The sequence below is a fragment of the Alkalimarinus alittae genome, from assembly GCF_026016465.1.
Taxonomy (GTDB): domain Bacteria; phylum Pseudomonadota; class Gammaproteobacteria; order Pseudomonadales; family Oleiphilaceae; genus Alkalimarinus; species Alkalimarinus alittae.
Genome location: NZ_CP100390.1, coordinates 2,898,108 through 2,920,158 on the forward strand (window position 1 = coordinate 2,898,108; position 22,051 = coordinate 2,920,158).

The window sequence follows — 22,051 nt, forward strand, 5'->3', positions numbered from 1 at the left end:
GCCGTCATTTAAGATCGCCGTCGATGCTTAATCGAGTGACCCGCTTTCTCTAATAAAGGTTTCTCGGGCCATCGATGCCTTGGATATTTACCCCGCATGTCTTTAGCCACCTCAAAATACGACGTGTTCCAAAAGTTCGCCAAGTCGCTCGTGGTTTGAATAGGTCTTTGCGCTGGAGACAGTAATTCAAACCTCAAAGGAACGCTATTCCCTCCAATCTCTGGAGATTCAACCTCTCCAAACATTTCTTGAAGCCTTACAGATACCGTTGGCCCCTGATTTTTGTCATAGATAATTGGGATTTTTTTATCACTTGGTGTCACATACACTAACGGTGCTTCCTGCTCTAATAACTGTTGCTGCTCCCATGTTAATGCGCCTACCATCAACTCGAACACATTGACTTTTTTAAGTTGTGAAAGACTTGTGACGTTTGATATATAAGGTAACAACCAATTTTCTATGCCTTCAACCAGCCAATCCTGAGATAAAATAGGAAAGCCCTCAATGACCTCCCCTAACCATACTGCCCTCGCTAACCAATCTTCACACTTAGCCGTCCAATTAAGTATCGTTAATCCTTCTGTACTCAAAAGACCTTTAATACATTGCTGAAATGCGTCTGGCGGAATATTCGATAATGGCTGTGAATTGAGTGTGATAGCGTGATAAGAAGTCAGACGCCGGCCGACTATATTTTGTTTTTTATCATCCAACTGATAAGTATTTTCTTCATGAACCAAGTGACCAATGCTGTCATGTATATCTGCTAGCTCGATAGCACAAGCACTAAATATTTGGCCGTCTTTTTTGAGTGCATTACAGTCACTCACAACCAGCCAGTCAGTGCCAAACAGTGCGTCATCATCAAATAAACGCACCCCTTTGCCGTTGGCTAGCTGATAACGACCATCATTAGCCGAGCGCCTTTTCGCTAAGCGATCAGGGTAAGCAATTAAAAGAAGCTTGCCTACACAATCTTGCAATTGCGCCAGCGAATAAGTAACCGCTTTAGCAGGTATGCCTAAACGCCCCTTAATCGACCTAGCTGTTTTTAGCGCCTGCTCAACCGTTGCAACTTTTAACGGCCACGTCTGTTGTGCGCTACTTTTATTCATTTTGTAATCTTGGACGGCAACCAAACGCTCAATAACATCGACGCCCCGTCGAGTATAAAAAATATCATTTTCAGATAACAATGCCACTAGCTCACAGGCTACACCTTTCTCAGTAACACTTTTTGCTTTCAATAACATAGCCGCTAGTCGTGGATGAACACCTAGCATCGATGCTTGAGTCCCTAAAGGCGTTATACCGCCCACTCCATTTACCAAACCTAAAGACGACAACAACTGTTGAGCTGTCTCAAAATGAGCGGGTGGAGGCGGTGTTAGCCAGTTAATGTCGTGATATTCGGTGAGCCCCCAAAGCATCAAGTCAAGAACTAAACTCGCCAGATCAGCCGTGAGAATCTCTTCGCCTTGATACTCGCTCAAAGAGCGTTGCTTAAGTTCACTCCACAAACGAATACATTGCCCTTTCTGTACACGGCCTGCACGACCCTTTCGCTGCTCTGCTGACGCCTGAGAGATATAGACTGTATCCAATCGCGTCATACCGCTAGCAGGGTCATAAATTGAGACTTTCTCTAAACCGCTATCAACAACACAAGTTACACCCTCTATCGTTAAGCTGGTTTCTGCTATGTTTGTGGTAAAAATAACACGTCGCTTAGCGGTAGGGTCAGGTGATAGTGCTCGCTCTTGCTGATCAATAGACAAGCCGCCATATAGCGGCAAAAAGACAATGTTCGATTGCGCTTTAAATTCACGCTCTGCTTCAGATAAGGTTCTGTTAATATCGGCTTGTCCTGGCAGAAATACAAGGGTATCGCCCTTATTTACTGAGGCCAAAACAGGTTTTAATGCCGTGATAACTTTAGCGCTAAGATAGCCTTTGTCTTTTTTTATATTGGCTTTTTGTGGGTTTTCAGCCTGAACATACTCCACGCTGACAGGGTAAGCGCGTCCAGGACATGCAATCACCTCAGCACCACCGAGGTAAGCTGAAATAACACCCGTATCAATGGTTGCAGACATGACCAATAGCTTTAAGTCTTCGCGAATCGTCTGCTGCACTTCTAGCGATAGCATCAAGGCCAAATCAGTATGAATAGACCGTTCATGCACTTCGTCAAAAATAATAAGGCCTACATCGGCCAGCTCCGGGTCGCTTTGGAGCCTTTGAGTAAGAATGCCCTCTGTTACAATTTCGAGCTGAGTATTCTCGGATATTTTTCGATCATTTTTGACTTGATAACCAACGCGCCCCCCGACCTTTTCACCTAACTGCTTAGCGATATAGTAAGCAATAGACTTAGCCGCTACACGCCGAGGCTCAAGCATCACAATTTTCTTATCGCCCAACCACTCAGCCCCTATAAGGCTCAAGGGCAAGGCCGTTGATTTTCCAGCCCCCGGCTCTGCTTGAAGCACAAGGTTACTATTGTGTGAAAAGTAATCTGAGACTTGGGGTAAAAATTGAGTTATAGGCAACACGTTTAACTATATAGCATCCATGTAATTCTCAAATACCGACAACCACTCGTCGTAGTAATCCCTAGCATATTTTTTAATAAACGGGAAAAGCCACTGCGCAGCTTCAGGCGCAAGATTAAAATCATCATCTAATGGTTCTTCAACACCTGGAAAATTCAATGCATGCTCGACGGCAGCGGCACAGAGAAGAAACTGACCGATTGAATCCGCGATAGGACAGAAATCCCAAGGGCCAGCACCTTGCAACGCACTGTATACTTTAGATGAGCTGTTTTGCTCATCCAGCTTAACAATAATCGGCTCACCGCCTTCATTGGCAATTAGGAACCACGAATCATTCCAGCTAGTTATTTCTTTACCTGTTACAGCGTTGACATTGAAGCCCGGCATTTCCCACGATATTTTATCTTTTGAAATAATATCAACGGGGTAGCCTACTCCCTCAAACGCGAGCTTTTCTGAAGGACAAACCGTATCAATGTACGCTTTAAGTTCAGGAGGGAATGTAACCCTTTTTTCGTTTTCTAATGCCTCGCTGACCGAAAGGCTATCGTTAACGACATTGATCTGTCGAGCCTGGCTAAAGCTGTTAATTAATTCTATAGCTTTTTCTAAATTCATGGCGATATCTTCTTAGTTTCTATCAATAACGGCATCATAATCGAAACTCTATTGCTAATCTATCTGTAAGATAGTCTTTCACTGCGCGTTATAAAAGATCAATGTTATACTCAGCAGATTATCCACCTCTTTTCAGGACACGACATATGGCTACAGTGGGTCAAATCAACGAACTCGAAATTCTTAAAGAGTCCGATATCGGCGTTTACCTAGACGGTGACTCATTAGGCCAGGTATTCATGCCCTTCAGGTATGTTCCGCCAGGTAAAAAGGCAGGTGATCGAGTTGAGGTGTTTATTTATTTTGATTCAGAAGATCGAATCATTGCCACCACCGATAAGCCTAAAGCCATGGTCGGTGACTTTGCTTGTTTGAAAGCCGTTGCGGTTAATCAGGTCGGCGCATTTCTTGATTGGGGGCTGCCTAAAGACTTACTAGTTCCCTTTAGCGAACAAAAACAACCGATGATAGAAGGCCAGTCTTATGTGGTCGCTATTTTCTATGACAAAGAAACCAACCGAATTGCAGCTTCTGCCAAACTGAATAAGTATTTAGACCTGCAGCCAGGCCGTTACCATAACGGGCTTGAAGTTGACCTTCTCATATGCGACCACTCAGACATTGGCTACAATGCAGTGATCAACAACCAGCATTGGGGCGTGTTATTTGATAGCGAAGTCTACCGCCCTCTCAAGTATGGCCAAAAAATTAAAGGCTATATCAAACGTATTCGAGAAGATGGAAAAATAGACTTATGCTTGCAACAGCCAGGCTATAAAAAAGTGACCACACTTTCAGATAGAGTGCTTGAAGAGCTTCAAAAACAAGGTGGTTATCTGCCTTTATCTGATAAAAGTGCCCCTGAAGCAATCTATAAGAAGTTTGGTGCAAGTAAGAAAGCATACAAAATGGCCATCGGCGCACTCTATAAAAATCGCCAGATAACCATTGAAAAAGAAGGGATCACCCTCATAAAAGAAAACGGTTAATTAATTTATTTGCTTAGCCTACCTATTAGGCCTGAGCGTCAGTTGGAGAAAATTATGGCACGTGCCAGCGCAAGACATATTTTGGTAGATAGCGAAGAAAAATGTAACGAGCTTAAAGCAAAGATTGAAGGCGGTAGTGACTTCGCAGAAATTGCACGTAACTTCTCTAGCTGCCCATCTGGCCAGCAAGGTGGTGCGTTGGGTGAATTCGGCCCAGGCCAAATGGTTAAAGAGTTTGATGAAGTCGTTTTCAACGGCGAGCTTAATAAGGTACTAGGCCCTGTTAAGACTCAGTTCGGATATCATCTATTAGAAGTAACTAGCCGCTCTTAATCGTTGCGACTCAAAAAAGCCCGCTTAGCGGGCTTTTTCATTTAAGATCACTTGAGAAGTGAATAAATTACCACTGCCCGCTCCGCAGGCTATAATCGTTCGCATCATATCTTCGACTTTTACATCTGGGCATATTTCAACCAACTCAGGTGGTAAGTGAAACATATTACCGGACGTAGGGTTCGGCCCTGTGGGTACAAACACAGTGAAAGAACCATCAGCATGCCTAGACGTCACAATAGCTGTCACCGTAGTACCGCAACCTAGCCCAAAAATGCTCGCACGAGCAACCTCTCCATTGGCAAATGGTGAAGATGATTTATCACCAAAAAACTGCCCAACAATTTCTTTAATTAAGCGATACCCTGGAGCAATACGCGCTAGATACTTATCAAAATGGCTATGCATTAATACGCCGAAACCCGTAGATGCCACACTGCCTACGATAAAACAAACCAGAAAAATAACCACTATCGCTAACATATCACCCAGTATCTCAGGCATACCGTTATTTTTAATAATCAAATGAGTAAGTGGTTGAATAAGGTTTGTAACGACTTGAAAGGCCCAATTAAACAAAAACACTAATATCACAATAGGAAGTAGCACTAAGATACCCCCAACAAACGATGTTTTAATAAAACGTTTTATTCGATCCATAACCATGCTTTCCTAACATCTCTCAAAATAGTATCTACAAGATATAAAATATCAAACTTGATCAAAGTGTGTCTTCCATCGTTGTGTTGATACATGGCTTTTCAACAGTTCAATGCATTCATCAACGATTGCTAAGATTTCTTTATCCAACGCATTTTCTTCAGAAAACAGAGAAGCGGTTACGCCATAGGTCATAAAATAATTTATTTTTTGCGGGCTCATATCTTTGAGTAAATGAATAACCGATTGGATAACAATGTCCGCCACTGCACTTTCAAGAGTCTGCTCAATAGTGCTACCTAATACAGGCACAATCTTTAAACGTGATACCTCTGCATTCTCACGCACAGCCTTGGATACGCTCTCTTTAACATGATCTCGAATCATCATGCCAGATTTTTCATCTTCAATAGAGTGGCCTGCATGAGTTAACACTGATGAAAGCCACAAGCTGACTGTGTCTTTCCGTGTAGCAATCACTCTGGTGGCAATTTCTTCGACCAAGGGCGAGCCTTGCCGCAAATCTTTTTGTGCATCAGACAACACTTTAACAACAATTCTATCACTCAATTCTTCAATAAATACATCATAGTAAAATGCTATAAATTGAAATATTTTTGAATGTGTTAAGTCGACAATTTTGTATTTATGCAGCCGATATATGATCGAGAAGATACGTAAAAACCGGAACATTCGAGTAGCACCCAACGGAATACAGCCGATAAGGTCGTACCAATGTATAAATGGAAAAAAGTACCATCGAAGGTACTCTTGACGCTTAATAGAAACCAACCAACGCACACAAAATTCAGTAAAAAATATCGAAACAAACGTCAGATCTATCAGAATAAAATTATTATTTAGCGGCTGATAAACGTCTGCAATAGAAGGTGATATAAAGTCGAGCGTTGCTCTGAAATAATCCGTCATATAAAGCGCATCAAACAATATAAAAACCAGATTAATTATCAACAGCCCTAGCATTATAAAGTCTATTACCAGCCAAAACCCCTCGTGACTTTCACGTAATTTCTCACGATTAAATTTAAGCATCAATATTTAACATCCTTAATTCCTGAGTTTAGCTGCAATGTGTAATAAGTCTGGCAGCAACCCAATAAACGTTGCTAACCGACCGGCTATGCCTGCAACCTCAGGGCTTTCTTTCATCATATCTCGTTCAACTGAGTCTACAATTCTTGTCAGCATTCGCTGAGCCCTAAAGCGATTGACACCCGTTTCTACAAGAGGCGATAGTACCGGCATAACAGCCAAAGTAGCAACCACCCCGCCCATCATTCCGGCTACAGAAACCCAGCCAGGCACCCCAAATATTTGTACCATTAACCCCGACCACCAACCCTGCTGACTCAAATAAATTGACGTTGCTGCCATCGACCCTAACCCCATCGAACTACCAAACACAGCTTTATCTGAAATGGCTCGCCCGACCAAACCTGTAGCAATAAACACCAGTGACTCCCGAACCCCTTCTTGGGCGACAGAGTGTGTTTCTATTCTATGTTTAAGCCAGGTTTCAACCAATGGTGCATTTCGCTTATCCAACAAGCTAGACAGCGTTTGAGTGGTTAACCCTGCATCTTCAACCTGAAACTCAAGATAGTCATTAAGTTTTGACGAAAGACTGTCTAACTGCAATAAATCTTGCGTAACAATAGTCAAAAGCGCCTGTTCTTTGCCACTAGGTACACGAGTACTCGCATGACCTTTGCCGGCTAGTTTTTTAGCTAGCCCCCAACCTGCCCTTGGCACGGCTGCAATATCTTGAGGAATATCTTTTCTGTTTTCCCAGTGTCGCTGAACGACGGCTGTAGCAGAGAAAAACTGCGCAGCGCAGACCTTATCGACTCTTTCCCTCGCCTCAGAAAAATGTCTAGTAATTATAGCTTCTAGTGCTATTTTGTGATCTACAGTGTCTTTCATCTATCTCTATGATCGTTATTTAAATCGATATATTGCCAGAATAGCTTACAGGTACTATATATATTCAGGCGTTGTACCTTTTACGCTTACTAATAAACATAATAATAGAACTGCAGAATAACACGCAAAGCTATCCAGGAGGGATAATCCATGCCATCACAAAATCCAGCACCTGCCTTTGACTCACTTTCCGACCATGAATTAATGCTGCTACAAGAAATGTGCGGCCGAAATTTCGACTATAGCGACCGATCTCAAGAGTTGTTAGACGCATTTATCCGAATGGACCAAGCATTACTCGCGAGAGGCTTTACCCCCACAACGCCAATAACAGAAACAAAAACAACTCGCACTCATAAAGCCGCTTAACGTCAGCATTTAGCACATATAGTCAAATACAACTCACCCAGATACAAAAAAGGAGCCTTAAATGGGCTCCTTTTTCATCTTGACGTTAAGGTCTTATTTGGGCTGATTAAAATCAGAAATATACTGATCTTTACTCACCCATAAGTCATCAACCCACTCTTTAATGTTTAACCTCTGCCGATCACTCTCGTCATTATTTCTAACCCTTAGCTCTTGCGGAATCTCAATTTTATTAATACGTATAGACACTCGCTTAACCTTGCCACACATAAAATCCCAAAAGCCGGGTATCCCATCAGGATACACAATGGTGATATCGAGCAAGGTAGAGATACAGTCGCCCATTGCATCTAACACTAGCGCTGTTCCGCCCACTTTAGGCTTCAATAAATTCTTATACGGTGACGCCTGACGATCTCTTTTTTGCTCTGTGAAACGAGTTCCTTCTGCAAAGTTAATAACACTGACCGGAGTATAGCGGAATTTTTCACAGGCTTTACGTGTTGTTTCAACATCTTTTCCCCGCATTTCAGGGTGTTTTTCTAAAAACTCTTTGCTGTAGCGCTTCATAAACGGAAAGTCCATCGCCCACCAAGCCACACCAATGAATGGTACCCAGATCAATTCTTTTTTGATAAAAAACTTCAAAAAAGGAATACGTCTATTAAAAATATGCTGCAATGCAAAAATATCCACCCAGCTTTGATGATTACTCGTCACCATATACCACCCCTGATGACTCAAACCATCAAGCCCCTCAACATCCCATTCCGTGCGCTGAAATAACTTCATCCATCCGCTATTAATACTAATCCAAAGCTCAGATATCATAATAATCGCTTTGGTACAAAACACTTGTACAAACTTTAGAGGAATAATGATTTTTATAATGGTTGGTATATACACAGCTGTACAAAGCACAATCGTATTAACAGCTAAAAATAACGAGCAAAGAACACCAATAAGCGGTGCAGGTAAAAAGTTGAACATAAATCCACCAAATACAATTTAAAGCGCGTAACTATTTAATATGCATATACTTGCATAAGTACAGTTTACAATAATATTATTGTGGCACGCTGTGACTGAAGTACCTATTTCTATAGTAATAGTTTAACGCCTGCGTAAAAATAACAGCATATAAGCACTGCTACTTTCAAAAAACGGACACTGCATTACGCCCTAGGGTGTTGCGCGCCACTATAATAAAGCGATTTTATTTCTGGTCAAACGTTATACGCACCCATCAACTGATTTCTTTACTTAACACCAGCAAGCCTAAAATAAAGCTCAAAACTCAGACTACCTTTATGCTATAACTAACCAATGACAATATTTCACTATCGATACTTAGCATTATTGTGCGCTGTGCAGACAAGATTTTTCAAAACAAGCATCACTATTCGAAGACAGGTGCAGGCTTTTCAAGTAGCAATAATATTTTACTGCTCACTCGCCTCTGGACAATCGCTATCTAACCAAGTAACCATCGCCAGCCCTATATCTATTCCACCTTATGTCTTTTCAGGTTCAGATACCGGCATTCAACTCGATATCGTTAGGGAATCACTCATTAGCGCAGGTTTAACACTTAAAGTCATATATGCATCCAATAATCGAGGTCTTGATCTTTTAAAGACGCATTACGCTGATGGAATGATTAACGCCCCCGAGGGTATACCTGGTCTTTATTATTCTGAACCACTCATTGAATTTTTAAATGGTGTGGTGGCGCTCAAAAGCCGCAATCTCAAACTCGAACAGGTTTCAGACTTACAACCATTGCGTGTAGTGGGTTTTCAGAACGCCTCTAATTACTTTGGGCGTAACTTCAACACAATGAGCCAAACCAACAAACATTATACCGAGGTCGTTAATCAATTCGCTCAGATAAACATGCTTTTTCAAAAACGTTGCGACGCCATAGTGATCGATCAAAGAATATTCAATTTTTATCTTAAACACTACCAAGAGGATGGCGCTGGTTTTAATCAAGACACGCTGTTTTATAACATTTTACCGCCATCACCTCGATATATTGCTTTTCATGAGCAATCTCTAAGAGATCTTTTTAACAAAGGGCTACAGCAGCTGAAATCATCCGGTCGCCTTCAAGAAATCATCACTAGTTATTTAAATTAGGCATTATGCCTAAACACGTCGTCAAACTAGCCTGTTTACGCTACTCGCTGAGGTCTTATTGTTTCAGAAACAGCCCCCAACAATACAATAATAGCGCCTACCACTACTTGAGCCGTCGGTTGATCCCGAATAAGTATAAAGGCGATAGCCGTACCAATTACGGGTTGCAAACAACCTATTAACGCAACCGATTTTGCGCTTATGGTACGTAAACTATTGGCGAGTAAAGAATGTGGCAGCGCCGTAAAAAACACCCCCAAAAGCAACAGTTTTAGTGCATCGCCCGAAGGCTCTTCAAGTAGCTCTGCTGCACTTACATCAACGAACGGTAAAAACACAACGCCTACCACAATCACTTGATAAAAAATTGTAAGGTAAGCAGGATAACCTCTCATATAACGTTGCTGGGTAACATTGCGCGCAGCAAAGCAAAATGCAGAAAGCAGCCCAAATAGCACCCCCTCAATATTACCGCCTTCAAGACCATCCCCCGCCGTTGCCATTAACCCGACACCGATTAGCACTGCAATAGCGACGACAACATCATATAAGCGAATAGCCTTATTAAAAAATAACTTTTCAAGAAACACAGTAATAACCGGATAGGTGTACAGTACAGTCATGCCTAACGCGACAGTTGATATTCGCATTGAATAAAAGAACGTCACCCAATGAATGCCTAATAACAGCCCCAACCCAATGGAAAGTGGATAATGCAGCGGAGAAACAAGTCTTATTTTTTCACGCTTAATAGATAGAAATAAAAATAGCGCCACAGCGGCTAATATTGAGCGATAGACCGTTATATCTAGCACATCAATTGAAATACCTTTAGCAAAATAGCCATTGCCGGCCAGCAAAAATATAGCTGCATACAAAGAAATAAGACCATTAATAGAAGCATTCATTACGACCACTACCCATTCAAAATTTGAGGCGGGCATTGTACCTTAGTACTTTGCGCTTGTACCGATGACCTGTAAGTCAAACAGAGACTGCCTTGAATTAAACAGAAAAAATAATTACCTAACGTCCACAACAAGCTCATCCACTGCTAAAGTTAAACGAGCAGCATTATCTTAATGCTACCCCAATAAAACCGATAAAGTAGCCAACAATATGAAAATTCCTATTGGTATAAGCAGTTGTTTACTAGGCGAGAAGGTTCGCTACGATGGTGGCCATAAAAACCATTCATACATCAGCGGAACGTTAAGTGAATACTTCGAGTTCAAGCCTTTTTGCCCCGAAATGTCCATTGGTATGGGGGTCCCCAGAAAACCCATTCGATTAGTCCAGGTCGATCAGGATATTCAGTGCGTCGGCGTTACAGATGACACGATAAATGTAACAGAACAACTCACAGAGTGCGCCGACAGCCAATTTGACCTGCAAAATGCACTTTGTGGCTATATTTTCAAAAAAGACTCTCCTAGCTGTGGGATGGAGAGAGTAAAAGTCTTTACCAATGGACAACCTATACGAAAAGGCAGCGGCCTCTTCGCAAAACGAACCATGGAAAACTTACCTTATTTACCCATTGAAGAAGAAGGTCGATTGGGTGACTCGCGCCTGCGAGAAAACTTTATACAGCGAGTTTACGTTTTGCACCGATGGCGCCAACTTCTACAGGACGGTCTCACACTACACAAACTCATCCAATTTCATAGCCGTCATAAACTGATCATTATGAGTCATCACCAACAAGAGTACCGAGACTTGGGCAAACTCATAGCAACAGCGAACAAAGAAAACCTCGGCCAGGTAGCCGACCAATATCTTTTAAATTTAATGACCACACTCAAAACCGTTGCAACCAGAAAGAACCACGTTAATGTTCTACAACATATTCAAGGCTACCTGAAGCGTACGCTTGATTTAGATGATAAAGCCGAACTGACAGAAGTGATTGAACGGTACAGACTAGAAGAGCTACCCTTAATAGTGCCGATAACGCTACTAAAACACCATTTTAGAAAGGCGCCCGATGAGTATATTAACGAATCATATTATATGAATCCACACCCGAAGGAACTGAAGCTTCTCAATACGCTATAAGTTCGAATCTAAAGGCTTACTAGACACTAAAACTTAATCTTTCCTACCAGCATATCTTTAAACATCACCCAATCACCCGCTAGACTGTATAGCGGGTGTTGAAACGTAGCAGGTCTGTTTTTTTCAAACACAAAATGTCCTATCCAAGCAAACCCGTAACCAATAACCGGCAACAAGAACAACAAAGCAAAGCGCTCGGAAATAAGCGCATACAGCAATACCGATATCACCAACGAAGAGCCCACGAAGTGTAATCTTCGACACGTTTGGTTGCTGTGCTCACTTAGATAAAATGGATAAAAATCAGCAAAGGTTTTGAATTCTTTAGTCACTAAATACACCCGCATTATTATGTGCTGAATAGCGATCAGATAATAACCCTAGCGCCCTATGATTCTCAATGTTTATGTCCTAGGCCAATGGCCTTACCACTTTGATCATAAAAGCCTGATGCGCCATGAGATATATGCCCTAGGTTTATCATTCTCATTAAAAATGGATCTGACTCATTATCACCCACATCAGTGTAATCCGTCGTTTTAAAGTCTTCTCTGAGAGAAAATGCGGCCTTTATTGTTGCCTTATCATTAATAACGTCAACCAATTCCCATTTGACCGTCTTAGTAGAGCTTTCTTCTGTATATATTTTCGCCAATTGCAATTGATCTAGCCACTCCAACTGCACTGACAGTGTCTTGAATGCATGAGAATACTCTGTTTTACCCTCACAAACGCTTCCCTCTGTCGCACGCTTTGTTAGGGTCTTAATATAGCTTTCGCTCAGCAGTTGATACTTCAATTGCCAATCATTCTCACTATGGGATATGTTAATTTCGTATGGTTCATACTCAATACCGCGATGATAAAGGTCATAATAATGCACCGTCCTAAGCTTACCATTGCTCATTTTTTCCCACAGCTCTGTAACCCCTTTCGTGTGATATTGGTGCGCAACTCGATGCCCATCTCGCCAAAGCGTAAAATCACGAGTCAATTGCCTTCCTGTCAAATGATCCGTCGTAATAATACGATAATGAGCACCTAGCACCTGATCTTGAATATCACAATCCGCATAAGAAAACATCGCAATGAAACCTAAAATAAAACTAACGATAGCACGAATAAACATGAATTTTCCCTGTGACAATAACAAAAAGGGGCAATAAGTGCCCCTTAGCATTTCTGGTGATTTATCGTCTCCACCAAGGCAACCAACGACGCTTATTCAATTGATCTTTAGCAGATCTCTCAAGCTTCGCACTTCTGTTCATTACGTGAAAGATCATGCTTTGTTCGTTAGTTCCGCTCACTAAATGGCCACCTGGGCCTTTGCCATAGACCGTTACGTCTTCGCCTGCATGGGTTTCTGACCCAAGAGGGACTAATGCTTCCTGATGGTAACCACTTGCTTGAGTGTCAACAGAACTTAAATCCACACGGCCCAATTGAGGCTCGAAACCGTAAGAAGCATCGGCATCCGTTTCATTACCCAAGTCACGATAACCAAGGCCATTCATATACCCTACTGTAGTATAAGGCATGCCATCAGAAGCTAGCGCAGGTTCTTCTGCCCCGACTGAAATCACTTTACCCAATATTGGATTACCTCGTTTAGGATAACCAGCAATTGTGAATACATGACTGTGATCTGCCGTTACAATAATAAGTGTTTCACTCATATCAACAGACTCAACAGCGGCTTGTACCGCACTGGAAAAAGCAATTGTTTCTGTTAATGCATTATAGGCGCTACCCGCATGGTGAGCATGGTCAATACGACCTGACTCAACCATCAAGAAGAACCCTTTTTTATTGTTATCTAGAATATTAATAGACTTCTGAGTCATTTCGACTATTGATGGCTCACCTGCGATATCATTTTCACGGTCGGCTTCATATTGCATGTGCGATTCGTTAAATAAACCAAACACACGCTCTGTTCTCTCAGGGTCAATATCATCGAAGCCAAACTGGTCATAAACGTAAGTACCTTGAGGGTAAGCGTTTTTCCACTCTGCCGTTAAATCTCGACCATCGGTACGATCACCTTCTGTAGAACTGACAGCATCAGGGCTATTAAACTCAGAATTTTTTGGCAAAAAATGGCGACGACCTCCCCCCATAACCACTTCTAATCCATTGATCAATTTGGCATCTGGAAAGCGCTTTTCAAGATTTTTCTCGAAACCAACCAACTGTGAGGCAATATCTTCACAACCTTCTTCAACTGCTGAGGATGGCATATCTGAAATATCTTCCCAGTTTCGATCTGCAGACTTAGCGTATGTAGCTGCGGGCGTCGCATGAGTTATTCGTGCGGTTGAAACAATACCTGTTGATTTACCGGCTATTTCAGCTAACTCGAGCGCTGTAACTAATTCATTACCCGCAACAGTTGAGCATTTACCCCGCTCAATGTTCTCATCTACACCAATCACACCCACATCTGTTTTAACTCCCGACATCATAGCCGTCATAGTCCCAGCAGAGTCTGGGGTTTGAGCGTCAACATTGTAGGTTTTTGCCATGCCCGTAAAGGGAAACGTATCAAAACTAAGATTATTTTCTTCACCGGACATCCCCTTAAGTTGTCCCTCTAGAATACGCGCTGCCGTTACAGTAGAAACACCCATTCCATCACCGACAAACAGGATGACATTTTTTGCTTTAGGGAAACGAGAAAATACCTTTTCGTTAATCTTATCTTCACCAGCTGTAAACCAAGGGTTCTGCTTTTGATGATCTGGAATTGCATCAACACTCGAATTCCCATGATGACCACTATTTGCATTTGCCGCAGCAGCCAATGCCATGGCCGTCAGTAAAAGTTTCTTTTTCATTATTGCCGTTCCTGATGATTTGAGTAGTAAAGAAAGCAATCATCAAATTACCTTTGTTATGTTTCAAAAAAATGGCTAAAACATTGCAATTAAATGAATAAATTAATCGTTTCACTAACCATCAGCGCCCTATCGATTTCTGCTCATGCAAACAAAGCGACAGCCGTACATGATGATATATCGCTTCAATCCGCCATGGCTACATGTTGATGACAATGCAGATTCATTTGATGATGGCATACAATTTACTGAGTTAGGTGAAGGTAGCATCGGTGGATACTTAAACAAAGTAACTGTAAGCGGTAGTTCAAAGTACGGTATTAAAGCCGAACAATGGATTACAGAAGATGAAGACGAAAGCATGGAACCTTCCGGCTTTCTAAAAACTAAGAATATTACTCTCGTGAATAATGGCAAAGGTAATGACATTAAAGCCCATAATATTTCGGTAAAATAATGATCGTTAAACGATTACCTGGGCTAATGCGGCTATAACTAAAGAGGCAGAAAAAGCAAACATTCTGCCTCATTGATTTCTATTAAATGCCCCATTTGTTATTTATTTAATCAAGTTTTTAATCAGTGTGTAATATTTAAACATTTCTATGACACCCCTTGATAACAAGGCCTTTCAGAGGTTTACAAAGAAGATATTCAGTAACTTATCCACAGAATATGTGTGTAACTAGCGCACTTAATTTGTCATGATGCTTTTGTAACTTCAACACCCCCACCCAGTTCACTCACAGGCTTACATGCACTCACCACAAACGCAATGAGTGTCGGTAGCACCCATGCCAACCCCTCATCAAACATCGGCATGACGTCTAAAAATGCAAGATCTACTCCTACTGTTGATATACCATCAAAAACCCCGAATATTAATGCAACAGAGAGTGTAACCGCATAAGTGAGCTGTGGGTTACGTAGACGATCAGACACCAACGTAAGAAGCACCAACGCCATGGCTACCGGATAAACAGCCATCAGAATAGGTGTAGAAATTGAGATTAACTCCGACAACCCGATGTTGGCTACCACCAAACATACACTGGCAGCCGTCATTACAACCCAGCGATAGTTTAGCTTAGGGTTCAGGTCGTTAATGTACTCACCAAACGCGCTGATGCCTCCGATAGCGGTGGTTAAACACGCTAGAGAAACAACTGCAGCCAATACAACTTGACCTGCAGATCCAAAAATTGCGGCAACATACTCAGTAAAAATCTGACCGCCGTTATCGGGGTTCGGTGTTACGAGATGACTCGTAGCGCCTAGATAAAACAAAGCAATATAAACTAGCGCTAAGCCTGTGCCCGCAATCAAACCTGCAATCGATAAATATTTAAACTGCTTACTTGAACTATTAACCCCCTTATTGCGTAAAGCATGAATGATGAGCAAACCAAACATCAATGCCGCCAGCGCATCCATTGTCATATAACCATCTAACACTCCCTTAGTAAAAGGAGTGTTTGCATATTCAACTTGCGCAACACCAATTTCACCTTGCGGCGCTACAAGTACACCCACACCCACTATGATCAATAGCAGCAATAAAATAGGCGCAATAATTTTACCGACGTTATCAATCAGTTTGCCTTCTTGAAGGGCAAAAAAGAGCGCGATAGAAAAATAAACCAATGTGAATAAGGCTAAAGTAATAACACCAGGAGAATCAGCAAAGGGAACAACAGCCATTTCATAGGCAACAAGCGCAGTTCGAGGAATACCGAATGCAGGAACTAAAATAAGGTAAATAGTAAGACCGAGCAAAGTACTGGCTTTTTTCGGTAGAAACCGCCCCAGAGTAGGTAACCCACCAGAGGCTTTAGCGATCGCTAACAACCCTAATAAAGGAAGACCTACCGCGGTTAATAAAAAGCCAATAATAGCGGGTAATAAATTGTCCCCCGCATAAAAACCCGCCAGCGGCGGAAAAATCATATTGCCCGCGCCTAAAAAAAAAGCAAATGTCATAAAACCCAAGGCAACAACATCTAATGGTCTAAGTGATTTATCCATGGATCCTCACAGTGCCTTAAAAAAATGGATCCATTATATGTGCATATTTTAAATTCAATATACGTAATTGCCGTAATAGAGCGCTTTATAAACCCACAAAACGATCCTCATAATCCTTATGTGTAATATTTAAACAGTTGTTTTAAAGCGAGTCATTTAGCGGCTTACAGGGAATTGTAAAGAAGATACTCAGTAAGTTATCCACAGATAGTGTGCGTAACTATAATTTAAAATATTAGCGAATGGATATGAATCAAAATCAAACTAAAACACTGACTCAAGTATCACGCTTTATATACGCTAACCCTATTTCGTCCCGCGTGTTTTGATTCATAAAGCGCTTTATCAGCATGATTTAATACATCTTTTATCGACATGGTTTGAGTATTATATTCAGCTACACCGAAGCTAGCCGTCACATGACCCACCTCTTCAAATAAGTAAGCCGATAAGCAACGCTTTAAGTGCAAGGCAACCTGCTTAGCCCCCTCGCTTTCTGTATTAGGGCAAACAATCAAAAACTCCTCCCCTCCCCATCGACCAATTAAATCATTAGCTCTAATGTTATTTTTCAATAGTGTTGAAAAACGCCTTAACACTTGATCACCGACCAAGTGGCCATGCAAGTCGTTAACCTGCTTAAAGTTATCAATATCGCACAGCAAAACACTAAAGGGCGATTCATGGCGCATAAAATCATTAACCTGATATTGCAACACCTCATCAATTTTTTGACGATTAGCGCATCGAGTTAACGTATCGATATACGATAGCCGCTCTAACTTCTTGTTATATTTTTTTAGTATGTACTGCCGATAAACAACAATACCTAACACCAACAAGATAAAAGGTATGTATTTCCAAACATCTGAAAAGTTAGCGGCTTTTTCATAGCGAACGGAAATCCATTTGTTCGTAATATCCTGCAATGTCTGTTTTGGAATCGCCCTAATTGCATTATTCATGGCATTTAAAAGCACAGGGGCATCATTTCTGACAGCAACCCCCAAATACCATTGTTCTTCAAACTTCCCGACAATTTTCAGCTCAGGATGATTTCGCTGTATTTCATAACCGAGGATATTCAAAGAATCAATAATTCCAAAAATTTCACCCTGCTCTACTTGATTGAGCCCTGCCTTGACAGACTCAACATCAACAAACGTTAATTGAGGGTAACTCTTCTTTAGCAACTCTGAAAAAGCATAGCCTTTTACTATCCCAAAACGTTTATTAGTCGCACTCGCTATATCCGCTATATAAAAATCCTCTCTACTAGCCGCTATGACCAAAGGCGTTATTAAGTAGGGGTCGGTGAACGATAGATATGAACGGCGCTCAGGCGTATCCATTGCCATCGATAAAATATCGCATTGCCTGCTCTTGGCGAACTCAATGGTCTGCACCCAGTTTTCAGTGCTCACTAATTGAATAGGTACACCTAACTGCTGTTGTATTAGCGGCATTAAGTCAGCAGCCATCCCTACATGCTTACCATTCTCAATCCCCTCAAAAGGCATCCAAGCTGGATCTACACACATGTTGATAACTTTTTTGTTTGCAAAATAAGCTTTCTCCGCTTCACTCCAAGACTTGTACTTGTCACTATTTATCTCAGTTTGCTCAATCGCAACAGGCCAGCTATTTTTCAAAACCGCCAGTTGATCAGCGGTAATGAGTTTCATCGCCTTATCCAAAATACCCTTTAGTGGTTTATCCTCAATATGTATACCGATATGCTCTGTAGATGGGAAAAACAGCGAATGCTTTAAGATGATCTTGTTCTTTAGTGAGGTGTTTTTTTCCCTTGCTAAATAGTATGACAAGGGTGCGTAGCTCGTTAACCCTGCATCCGCTTTGCCATGCTCAACAAGCTTAATTAGGTCGAGTGTGTCATTTGCTAATAGCATTGTCATTTCAGGGTAGTGACGTTTCAGCAATTCTTCATGATAAAACCCTTTAACAACGCCAAGCACCCGACCACTATTACTAATACTATCTAAATCACTAGCCTGAATATCGTCTTTTAAGGTCAGCAATCCGACAGCAACATCTACCACCCCTAGCGCTGAAAACAAAAAAGCTTTTTCTCTCTCTGGCGTGATGGTCATATTAGAAATTAAATCAATTTCATGATTCTTGAGCATCTCAACATATTCATCCCAACTGTAGCCCGCGACAAATTGAAATTTAAGCCCTGATACCTCACTTAAAAGCCGAATGTAATCGTTAACAAACCCCTTAGGTTGGCCATATTCGATAAAATTAAAAGGGGGCCAGTTAGCCTCAGACTGGACTCTTATCACGGGGTGAGTCTGAAGAAACTTGATTTCTTCTTGGCTCAACGATAAATCCGCATTGAGATTGTGGCTTTCTACGCTAACCGCATTCGCACATAAAAAAAACACTCCCAAAATGAGCCCAAAAAGCTGGACGCCTTGACGCCTTCGCATCTTTAAAGTGCTTATGCATTGGAATAATTTATTGAATTTCAAAAGAGGTATCATCAAAAATATGCACTTACATCAATTTTTATATTTATTTCAAGGTGTTATAGAACCGCTTGACCAATTTAATCAGACAACTATTTTTAGTTCATAAATGGCTATTTTAAGCATAGACGCTTAACGCAAAATCGGACAGAAATTAGAGACTTTCTTCTGGCTAAAGGCAGGTAAAAAAATAGAAAACAATGAATAGGAAAAAACGCTTGAACTTGCACGCCATTGATATGTACAAAGGCATGCAAGCTCAAGTTTAAAGTGCCTTACTTAATAAAAAGCATTTCAGCGTATTTCGGGAAAGGCCACTCAGAGTCAGTCACGATAGTTTCCAAGGTATCAGCATAACCTCGAACATCGTTCATTAACCCGCAAATGGTGTCAGCACAATATCTCATATGCCCTTCAACACACTCAAACTCATGTACTTGTATCGCTTTCGAAAGCGCCGCTACTGCCTTCATCATTGCATCTGCATTAGTCGCAACCGAATTAGCAACACTGTTATCTAACGATATACCAGCACTTGAAGCACTATTGATTGTCGTTGTAAGGTCTGCAAGGTAACTCATGGCTGCAGGGTATATACTTGTGGTAGCCATATCGATTGTTAACTTAGCTTCAACCTCAATCGCCAAAATATACTGCTCAGAGTACACTTCGTAGCGGCTTTCTAATTCAACTGGCGATAACACATCATTCTTTTCAAATAGCGCTCTTACCGCTTCATCTTTAAAAGCAGGTAAAGCATCAGCCGTAGTAGGTGTGTTTTGCAAACCACGCTCTTCTACCGCTTTCTTATGCCACTCTTCAGAATACCCATCACCACCAAAGATGACATTTCCATGCAGTTCCATTAGCTCTTTTAATACAGCAAAAACAGCAGAAGTATGGTCAGAGTCTTTTGCTAGCTCTGCTTCAAGCTTAGTACCAATCCAGTTTAGCGAGTCTGCAAGCATTGTATTCATGGCAACAAGTGGCCCAGATACTGATTGTGACGAACCTACTGCACGAAACTCAAAACGGTTACCTGTAAATGCAAATGGAGATGTGCGGTTACGGTCACCTGGGTCGCGGGTAAAAGCAAGAATTTGTGACAGACCTAGATCCATAACACCACCACAAACACTTGGCTCAAGGCTGCCATTTTGAATGTCTTTAAAGACTTTCTCTAATTGGTCTCCTAGGTAGACAGATAGAATTGCTGGAGGTGCTTCGTTAGCCCCTAATCGGTGGTCATTAGCTGCCGATGCAATAGTCGCACGTAACAATGGACCGTACTTATGCACACCTCGAATCACAGCACCACAGAACAACAAGAAGTTAAGGTTCTTTTCAGGTGTATTGCCTGGATCTAATAGGTTGCCTTGTGTAGCGTTACCCACAGACCAGTTAACGTGTTTACCTGATCCATTAACACCCGCAAATGGCTTCTCGTGCAACAAAGCAAGAAAACCATGCTTCTTCGCAGTATTCTTTAACACGGTCATCAATAACTGCTGATGATCGGCGGCAACGTTTGCCGCTTCATAATAAGGCGCAATTTCAAACTGCCCTGGCGCTACTTCATTGTGATGCGTTTTAGCTGGAATGCCTAGCTTGTATAACTGGTCTTCGAAGTCTTGCATAAAGACTTGGACACGCTCAGGGATCGCACCAAAATAGTGGTCATCAAACTGCTGGCCTTTTGCAGGTGATGCACCAAATAATGTACGGCCTGCTAATAATAAATCTGGACGACTAGCAGCAAACTTCTCATCAACTAAGAAATACTCTTGCTCTGCACCACAGCTTGAGTTTAGTGGCGCAATCTCAGTCTCACCCATTAGAGTCAGTACTTTTTTAGCTTCTTTGTTTATTGCAGCAATCGAACGCAATAATGGAATTTTTTTATCGAGTGCTTCACCGGTCCAAGACATAAAAACACTAGGAATCATCAACGTAGCACCGTTTGGCGTATTCATAATATACGCAGGGCTTGTTGGATCCCATGCAGTATAGCCACGCGCAGCGTTAGTCATACGCAAGCTACCATTAGGGAACGATGATCCATCTGGCTCACCTTTAATCAATAAGCTTCCAGTGAACTCGGTTATCGCATTACCTTCAGGACTTGTAATAATAAAGCCGTCATGCTTTTCGGCCGTCGCGTTAGTCATCGGGTAGAAAATATGTGAAAAGAACTTTGCACCCTTAGATAATGCCCAGTCTTTCATCGCTGCAGCGACAATATCAGCCGTTGCGCCATCTAATAAAGCACCGGTATCAACGGTTTTTTTAATCGCTTTAAAAGCATTCTTGGACAGCGACTCTTCCATTCTAGCAAGATTAAAAACATCACTAGCCCAGATTTCACTTAATGGAGCTGGCATTTCAGTACTGGTAGGTTTTGCGCCTGTAATTGCATTAATCGCAGCTAACCTAGAGGCATTTCCACTCATAATCGTTCCTAAAATTTACTAATAAAAAAATCGTACTTAATGGTATTGCCCCATATTAGGGCTTATAAGTATGCGAATACTCAAACTATATCAATACCTATATACTGAGCAATTTCTGCACCAAACCCGAACAAAGAAGATTAAATTATTTTTATATAATTGAATTTATTGAGAATAATATTTTTCAAAGGAATTTAAGCGAGGTACTCTTCTTTCACACACCCTATAAATGCGCACCAAATTGGTTCGAATTTAAAAAACGCACCATAAAAGTGCATTCACACTAACGCTAGGAATAGATATCTAAATCAACATTCATCATCGGGAGAGGTATTCGTGCTTAAATACTGCCAACCAACCCTTTTATTTTTACGGCTTTTTCAAAGTGATCAAGTTGTTGCGTCTTAATCCACCACTCAGCTGCCTCCATTAACAATTCTGGATCGTCATTTTTATTGGCAAAAAATGCATAGAACGAAAGCCCTACGTTAGTGCCTTTACTTGTAATTTTTTTATCGCAAACTTCAATAATTTTCTTTTTAAGGCTTTCTCTCACTGATTAAGCACTCC

General features: G+C 41.4%; 20 protein-coding genes. 6 read left to right on the top strand and 14 right to left on the bottom strand.

Going from position 1 to position 22,051, the window contains the following annotated elements; all coding sequences use genetic code 11:
* Positions 1 to 8: 8 nt before the first annotated feature.
* Positions 9 to 2,558 carry an ATP-dependent helicase HrpB gene (gene hrpB / locus NKI27_RS13160; protein WP_265046499.1) on the bottom strand — a complete coding sequence of 850 codons (2,550 nt, stop codon included), beginning with the start codon at positions 2,556 to 2,558 and terminating at the stop codon, positions 9 to 11.
* Positions 2,559 to 2,564: 6 nt separating this feature from the next.
* The gene (locus NKI27_RS13165; RefSeq protein ID WP_265046500.1) at positions 2,565 to 3,179 is read right to left on the bottom strand and encodes a hypothetical protein; all 615 of its coding nucleotides are present in this window, start codon (positions 3,177 to 3,179) and stop codon (positions 2,565 to 2,567) included.
* A gap of 146 nt (positions 3,180 to 3,325) precedes the next feature.
* Between NKI27_RS13165 and NKI27_RS13170 the strand changes: the two genes are divergently transcribed.
* The gene (locus NKI27_RS13170) at positions 3,326 to 4,168 is read left to right on the top strand and encodes a CvfB family protein (protein ID WP_265046501.1); all 843 of its coding nucleotides are present in this window, start codon (positions 3,326 to 3,328) and stop codon (positions 4,166 to 4,168) included.
* 54 nt (positions 4,169 to 4,222) lie between these two features.
* On the top strand, positions 4,223 to 4,501 hold the full coding sequence (locus NKI27_RS13175) for a peptidylprolyl isomerase (protein ID WP_265046502.1): 279 nt from the start codon (positions 4,223 to 4,225) through the stop codon (positions 4,499 to 4,501).
* Positions 4,502 to 4,525: 24 nt separating this feature from the next.
* Here NKI27_RS13175 and NKI27_RS13180 read toward each other — a convergent pair whose 3' ends face one another.
* From NKI27_RS13180 to NKI27_RS13190, 3 genes are read right to left on the bottom strand one after another with little or no spacing between them, the layout of a single operon-like run.
* Positions 4,526 to 5,161 (bottom strand): DUF502 domain-containing protein, encoded by a 636-nt coding sequence (locus NKI27_RS13180; RefSeq protein WP_265046503.1) that lies wholly within the window; start codon positions 5,159 to 5,161, stop codon positions 4,526 to 4,528.
* Positions 5,162 to 5,212: 51 nt separating this feature from the next.
* The gene (locus NKI27_RS13185) at positions 5,213 to 6,214 is read right to left on the bottom strand and encodes an ion transporter (RefSeq protein ID WP_265046504.1); all 1,002 of its coding nucleotides are present in this window, start codon (positions 6,212 to 6,214) and stop codon (positions 5,213 to 5,215) included.
* A gap of 15 nt (positions 6,215 to 6,229) precedes the next feature.
* The gene (locus NKI27_RS13190) at positions 6,230 to 7,105 is read right to left on the bottom strand and encodes a hypothetical protein (RefSeq protein ID WP_265046505.1); all 876 of its coding nucleotides are present in this window, start codon (positions 7,103 to 7,105) and stop codon (positions 6,230 to 6,232) included.
* Between the two features lie 150 nt (positions 7,106 to 7,255).
* Here NKI27_RS13190 and NKI27_RS13195 point away from each other — a divergent pair, with 150 nt between their 5' ends.
* On the top strand, positions 7,256 to 7,474 hold the full coding sequence (locus tag NKI27_RS13195; protein WP_265046506.1) for a hypothetical protein: 219 nt from the start codon (positions 7,256 to 7,258) through the stop codon (positions 7,472 to 7,474).
* 93 nt (positions 7,475 to 7,567) lie between these two features.
* Here NKI27_RS13195 and NKI27_RS13200 read toward each other — a convergent pair whose 3' ends face one another.
* Positions 7,568 to 8,464: an acyltransferase gene (locus NKI27_RS13200; protein WP_265046507.1), complete on the bottom strand. Its 897-nt coding sequence runs from the start codon at positions 8,462 to 8,464 to the stop codon at positions 7,568 to 7,570.
* A 378-nt stretch (positions 8,465 to 8,842) separates the two neighbouring features.
* Here NKI27_RS13200 and NKI27_RS13205 point away from each other — a divergent pair, with 378 nt between their 5' ends.
* The gene (locus NKI27_RS13205) at positions 8,843 to 9,616 is read left to right on the top strand and encodes a substrate-binding periplasmic protein (protein ID WP_265046508.1); all 774 of its coding nucleotides are present in this window, start codon (positions 8,843 to 8,845) and stop codon (positions 9,614 to 9,616) included.
* Between the two features lie 35 nt (positions 9,617 to 9,651).
* Here NKI27_RS13205 and NKI27_RS13210 read toward each other — a convergent pair whose 3' ends face one another.
* Complete coding sequence (locus NKI27_RS13210) at positions 9,652 to 10,560, bottom strand: DMT family transporter (protein ID WP_265046509.1); 909 nt, start codon at positions 10,558 to 10,560, stop codon at positions 9,652 to 9,654.
* A gap of 175 nt (positions 10,561 to 10,735) precedes the next feature.
* Between NKI27_RS13210 and NKI27_RS13215 the strand changes: the two genes are divergently transcribed.
* Positions 10,736 to 11,674 carry a YbgA family protein gene (locus tag NKI27_RS13215; RefSeq protein ID WP_265046510.1) on the top strand — a complete coding sequence of 313 codons (939 nt, stop codon included), beginning with the start codon at positions 10,736 to 10,738 and terminating at the stop codon, positions 11,672 to 11,674.
* A gap of 26 nt (positions 11,675 to 11,700) precedes the next feature.
* Here the strand turns inward: NKI27_RS13215 and NKI27_RS13220 are convergent, their stop codons facing one another.
* From NKI27_RS13220 to NKI27_RS13230, 3 genes are all read right to left on the bottom strand, one after another.
* Positions 11,701 to 12,006, bottom strand: coding sequence for a DUF962 domain-containing protein (locus NKI27_RS13220; protein ID WP_265046511.1), 306 nt, complete (start codon positions 12,004 to 12,006; stop codon positions 11,701 to 11,703).
* Positions 12,007 to 12,071: 65 nt separating this feature from the next.
* A complete protein-coding gene (locus NKI27_RS13225) occupies positions 12,072 to 12,803 on the bottom strand; it encodes a hypothetical protein (RefSeq protein ID WP_265046512.1) in 732 nt (243 codons plus the stop codon).
* A gap of 61 nt (positions 12,804 to 12,864) precedes the next feature.
* Positions 12,865 to 14,514, bottom strand: a complete 1,650-nt coding sequence (locus tag NKI27_RS13230) for an alkaline phosphatase (protein WP_265046513.1) — start codon at positions 14,512 to 14,514, stop codon at positions 12,865 to 12,867.
* Positions 14,515 to 14,659: 145 nt separating this feature from the next.
* Between NKI27_RS13230 and NKI27_RS13235 the strand changes: the two genes are divergently transcribed.
* Positions 14,660 to 14,971 carry a hypothetical protein gene (locus NKI27_RS13235; protein WP_265046514.1) on the top strand — a complete coding sequence of 104 codons (312 nt, stop codon included), beginning with the start codon at positions 14,660 to 14,662 and terminating at the stop codon, positions 14,969 to 14,971.
* Between the two features lie 245 nt (positions 14,972 to 15,216).
* Here NKI27_RS13235 and brnQ read toward each other — a convergent pair whose 3' ends face one another.
* From brnQ to NKI27_RS13255, 4 genes are all read right to left on the bottom strand, one after another.
* Positions 15,217 to 16,539, bottom strand: coding sequence for a branched-chain amino acid transport system II carrier protein (gene brnQ / locus NKI27_RS13240; RefSeq protein WP_265046515.1), 1,323 nt, complete (start codon positions 16,537 to 16,539; stop codon positions 15,217 to 15,219).
* 284 nt (positions 16,540 to 16,823) lie between these two features.
* The gene (locus NKI27_RS13245) at positions 16,824 to 18,992 is read right to left on the bottom strand and encodes a transporter substrate-binding domain-containing diguanylate cyclase (protein WP_265046516.1); all 2,169 of its coding nucleotides are present in this window, start codon (positions 18,990 to 18,992) and stop codon (positions 16,824 to 16,826) included.
* Positions 18,993 to 19,306: 314 nt separating this feature from the next.
* Positions 19,307 to 21,481 (bottom strand): glutamine synthetase III family protein, encoded by a 2,175-nt coding sequence (locus NKI27_RS13250; protein ID WP_265046517.1) that lies wholly within the window; start codon positions 21,479 to 21,481, stop codon positions 19,307 to 19,309.
* Between the two features lie 340 nt (positions 21,482 to 21,821).
* The gene (locus tag NKI27_RS13255; RefSeq protein WP_265046518.1) at positions 21,822 to 22,037 is read right to left on the bottom strand and encodes a DUF6500 family protein; all 216 of its coding nucleotides are present in this window, start codon (positions 22,035 to 22,037) and stop codon (positions 21,822 to 21,824) included.
* Between the last annotated feature and the right edge of the window lie 14 nt (positions 22,038 to 22,051).

Coding starts and splice junctions, on each gene's coding strand:
- NKI27_RS13165 (WP_265046500.1), bottom strand. CDS start 3,179: ATGAATTTAGAAAAAGCTATAGAATTAATTAACAGCTTTAGCCAGGCT.
- NKI27_RS13170 (WP_265046501.1), top strand. CDS start 3,326: ATGGCTACAGTGGGTCAAATCAACGAACTCGAAATTCTTAAAGAGTCC.
- NKI27_RS13175 (WP_265046502.1), top strand. CDS start 4,223: ATGGCACGTGCCAGCGCAAGACATATTTTGGTAGATAGCGAAGAAAAA.
- NKI27_RS13180 (WP_265046503.1), bottom strand. CDS start 5,161: ATGGATCGAATAAAACGTTTTATTAAAACATCGTTTGTTGGGGGTATC.
- NKI27_RS13185 (WP_265046504.1), bottom strand. CDS start 6,214: ATGCTTAAATTTAATCGTGAGAAATTACGTGAAAGTCACGAGGGGTTT.
- NKI27_RS13190 (WP_265046505.1), bottom strand. CDS start 7,105: ATGAAAGACACTGTAGATCACAAAATAGCACTAGAAGCTATAATTACT.
- NKI27_RS13195 (WP_265046506.1), top strand. CDS start 7,256: ATGCCATCACAAAATCCAGCACCTGCCTTTGACTCACTTTCCGACCAT.
- NKI27_RS13200 (WP_265046507.1), bottom strand. CDS start 8,464: ATGTTCAACTTTTTACCTGCACCGCTTATTGGTGTTCTTTGCTCGTTA.
- NKI27_RS13210 (WP_265046509.1), bottom strand. CDS start 10,560: ATGCCCGCCTCAAATTTTGAATGGGTAGTGGTCGTAATGAATGCTTCT.
- NKI27_RS13215 (WP_265046510.1), top strand. CDS start 10,736: ATGAAAATTCCTATTGGTATAAGCAGTTGTTTACTAGGCGAGAAGGTT.
- NKI27_RS13225 (WP_265046512.1), bottom strand. CDS start 12,803: ATGTTTATTCGTGCTATCGTTAGTTTTATTTTAGGTTTCATTGCGATG.
- NKI27_RS13230 (WP_265046513.1), bottom strand. CDS start 14,514: ATGAAAAAGAAACTTTTACTGACGGCCATGGCATTGGCTGCTGCGGCA.
- NKI27_RS13235 (WP_265046514.1), top strand. CDS start 14,660: ATGCAAACAAAGCGACAGCCGTACATGATGATATATCGCTTCAATCCG.
- brnQ (WP_265046515.1), bottom strand. CDS start 16,539: ATGGATAAATCACTTAGACCATTAGATGTTGTTGCCTTGGGTTTTATG.
- NKI27_RS13245 (WP_265046516.1), bottom strand. CDS start 18,992: ATGCGAAGGCGTCAAGGCGTCCAGCTTTTTGGGCTCATTTTGGGAGTG.
- NKI27_RS13250 (WP_265046517.1), bottom strand. CDS start 21,481: ATGAGTGGAAATGCCTCTAGGTTAGCTGCGATTAATGCAATTACAGGC.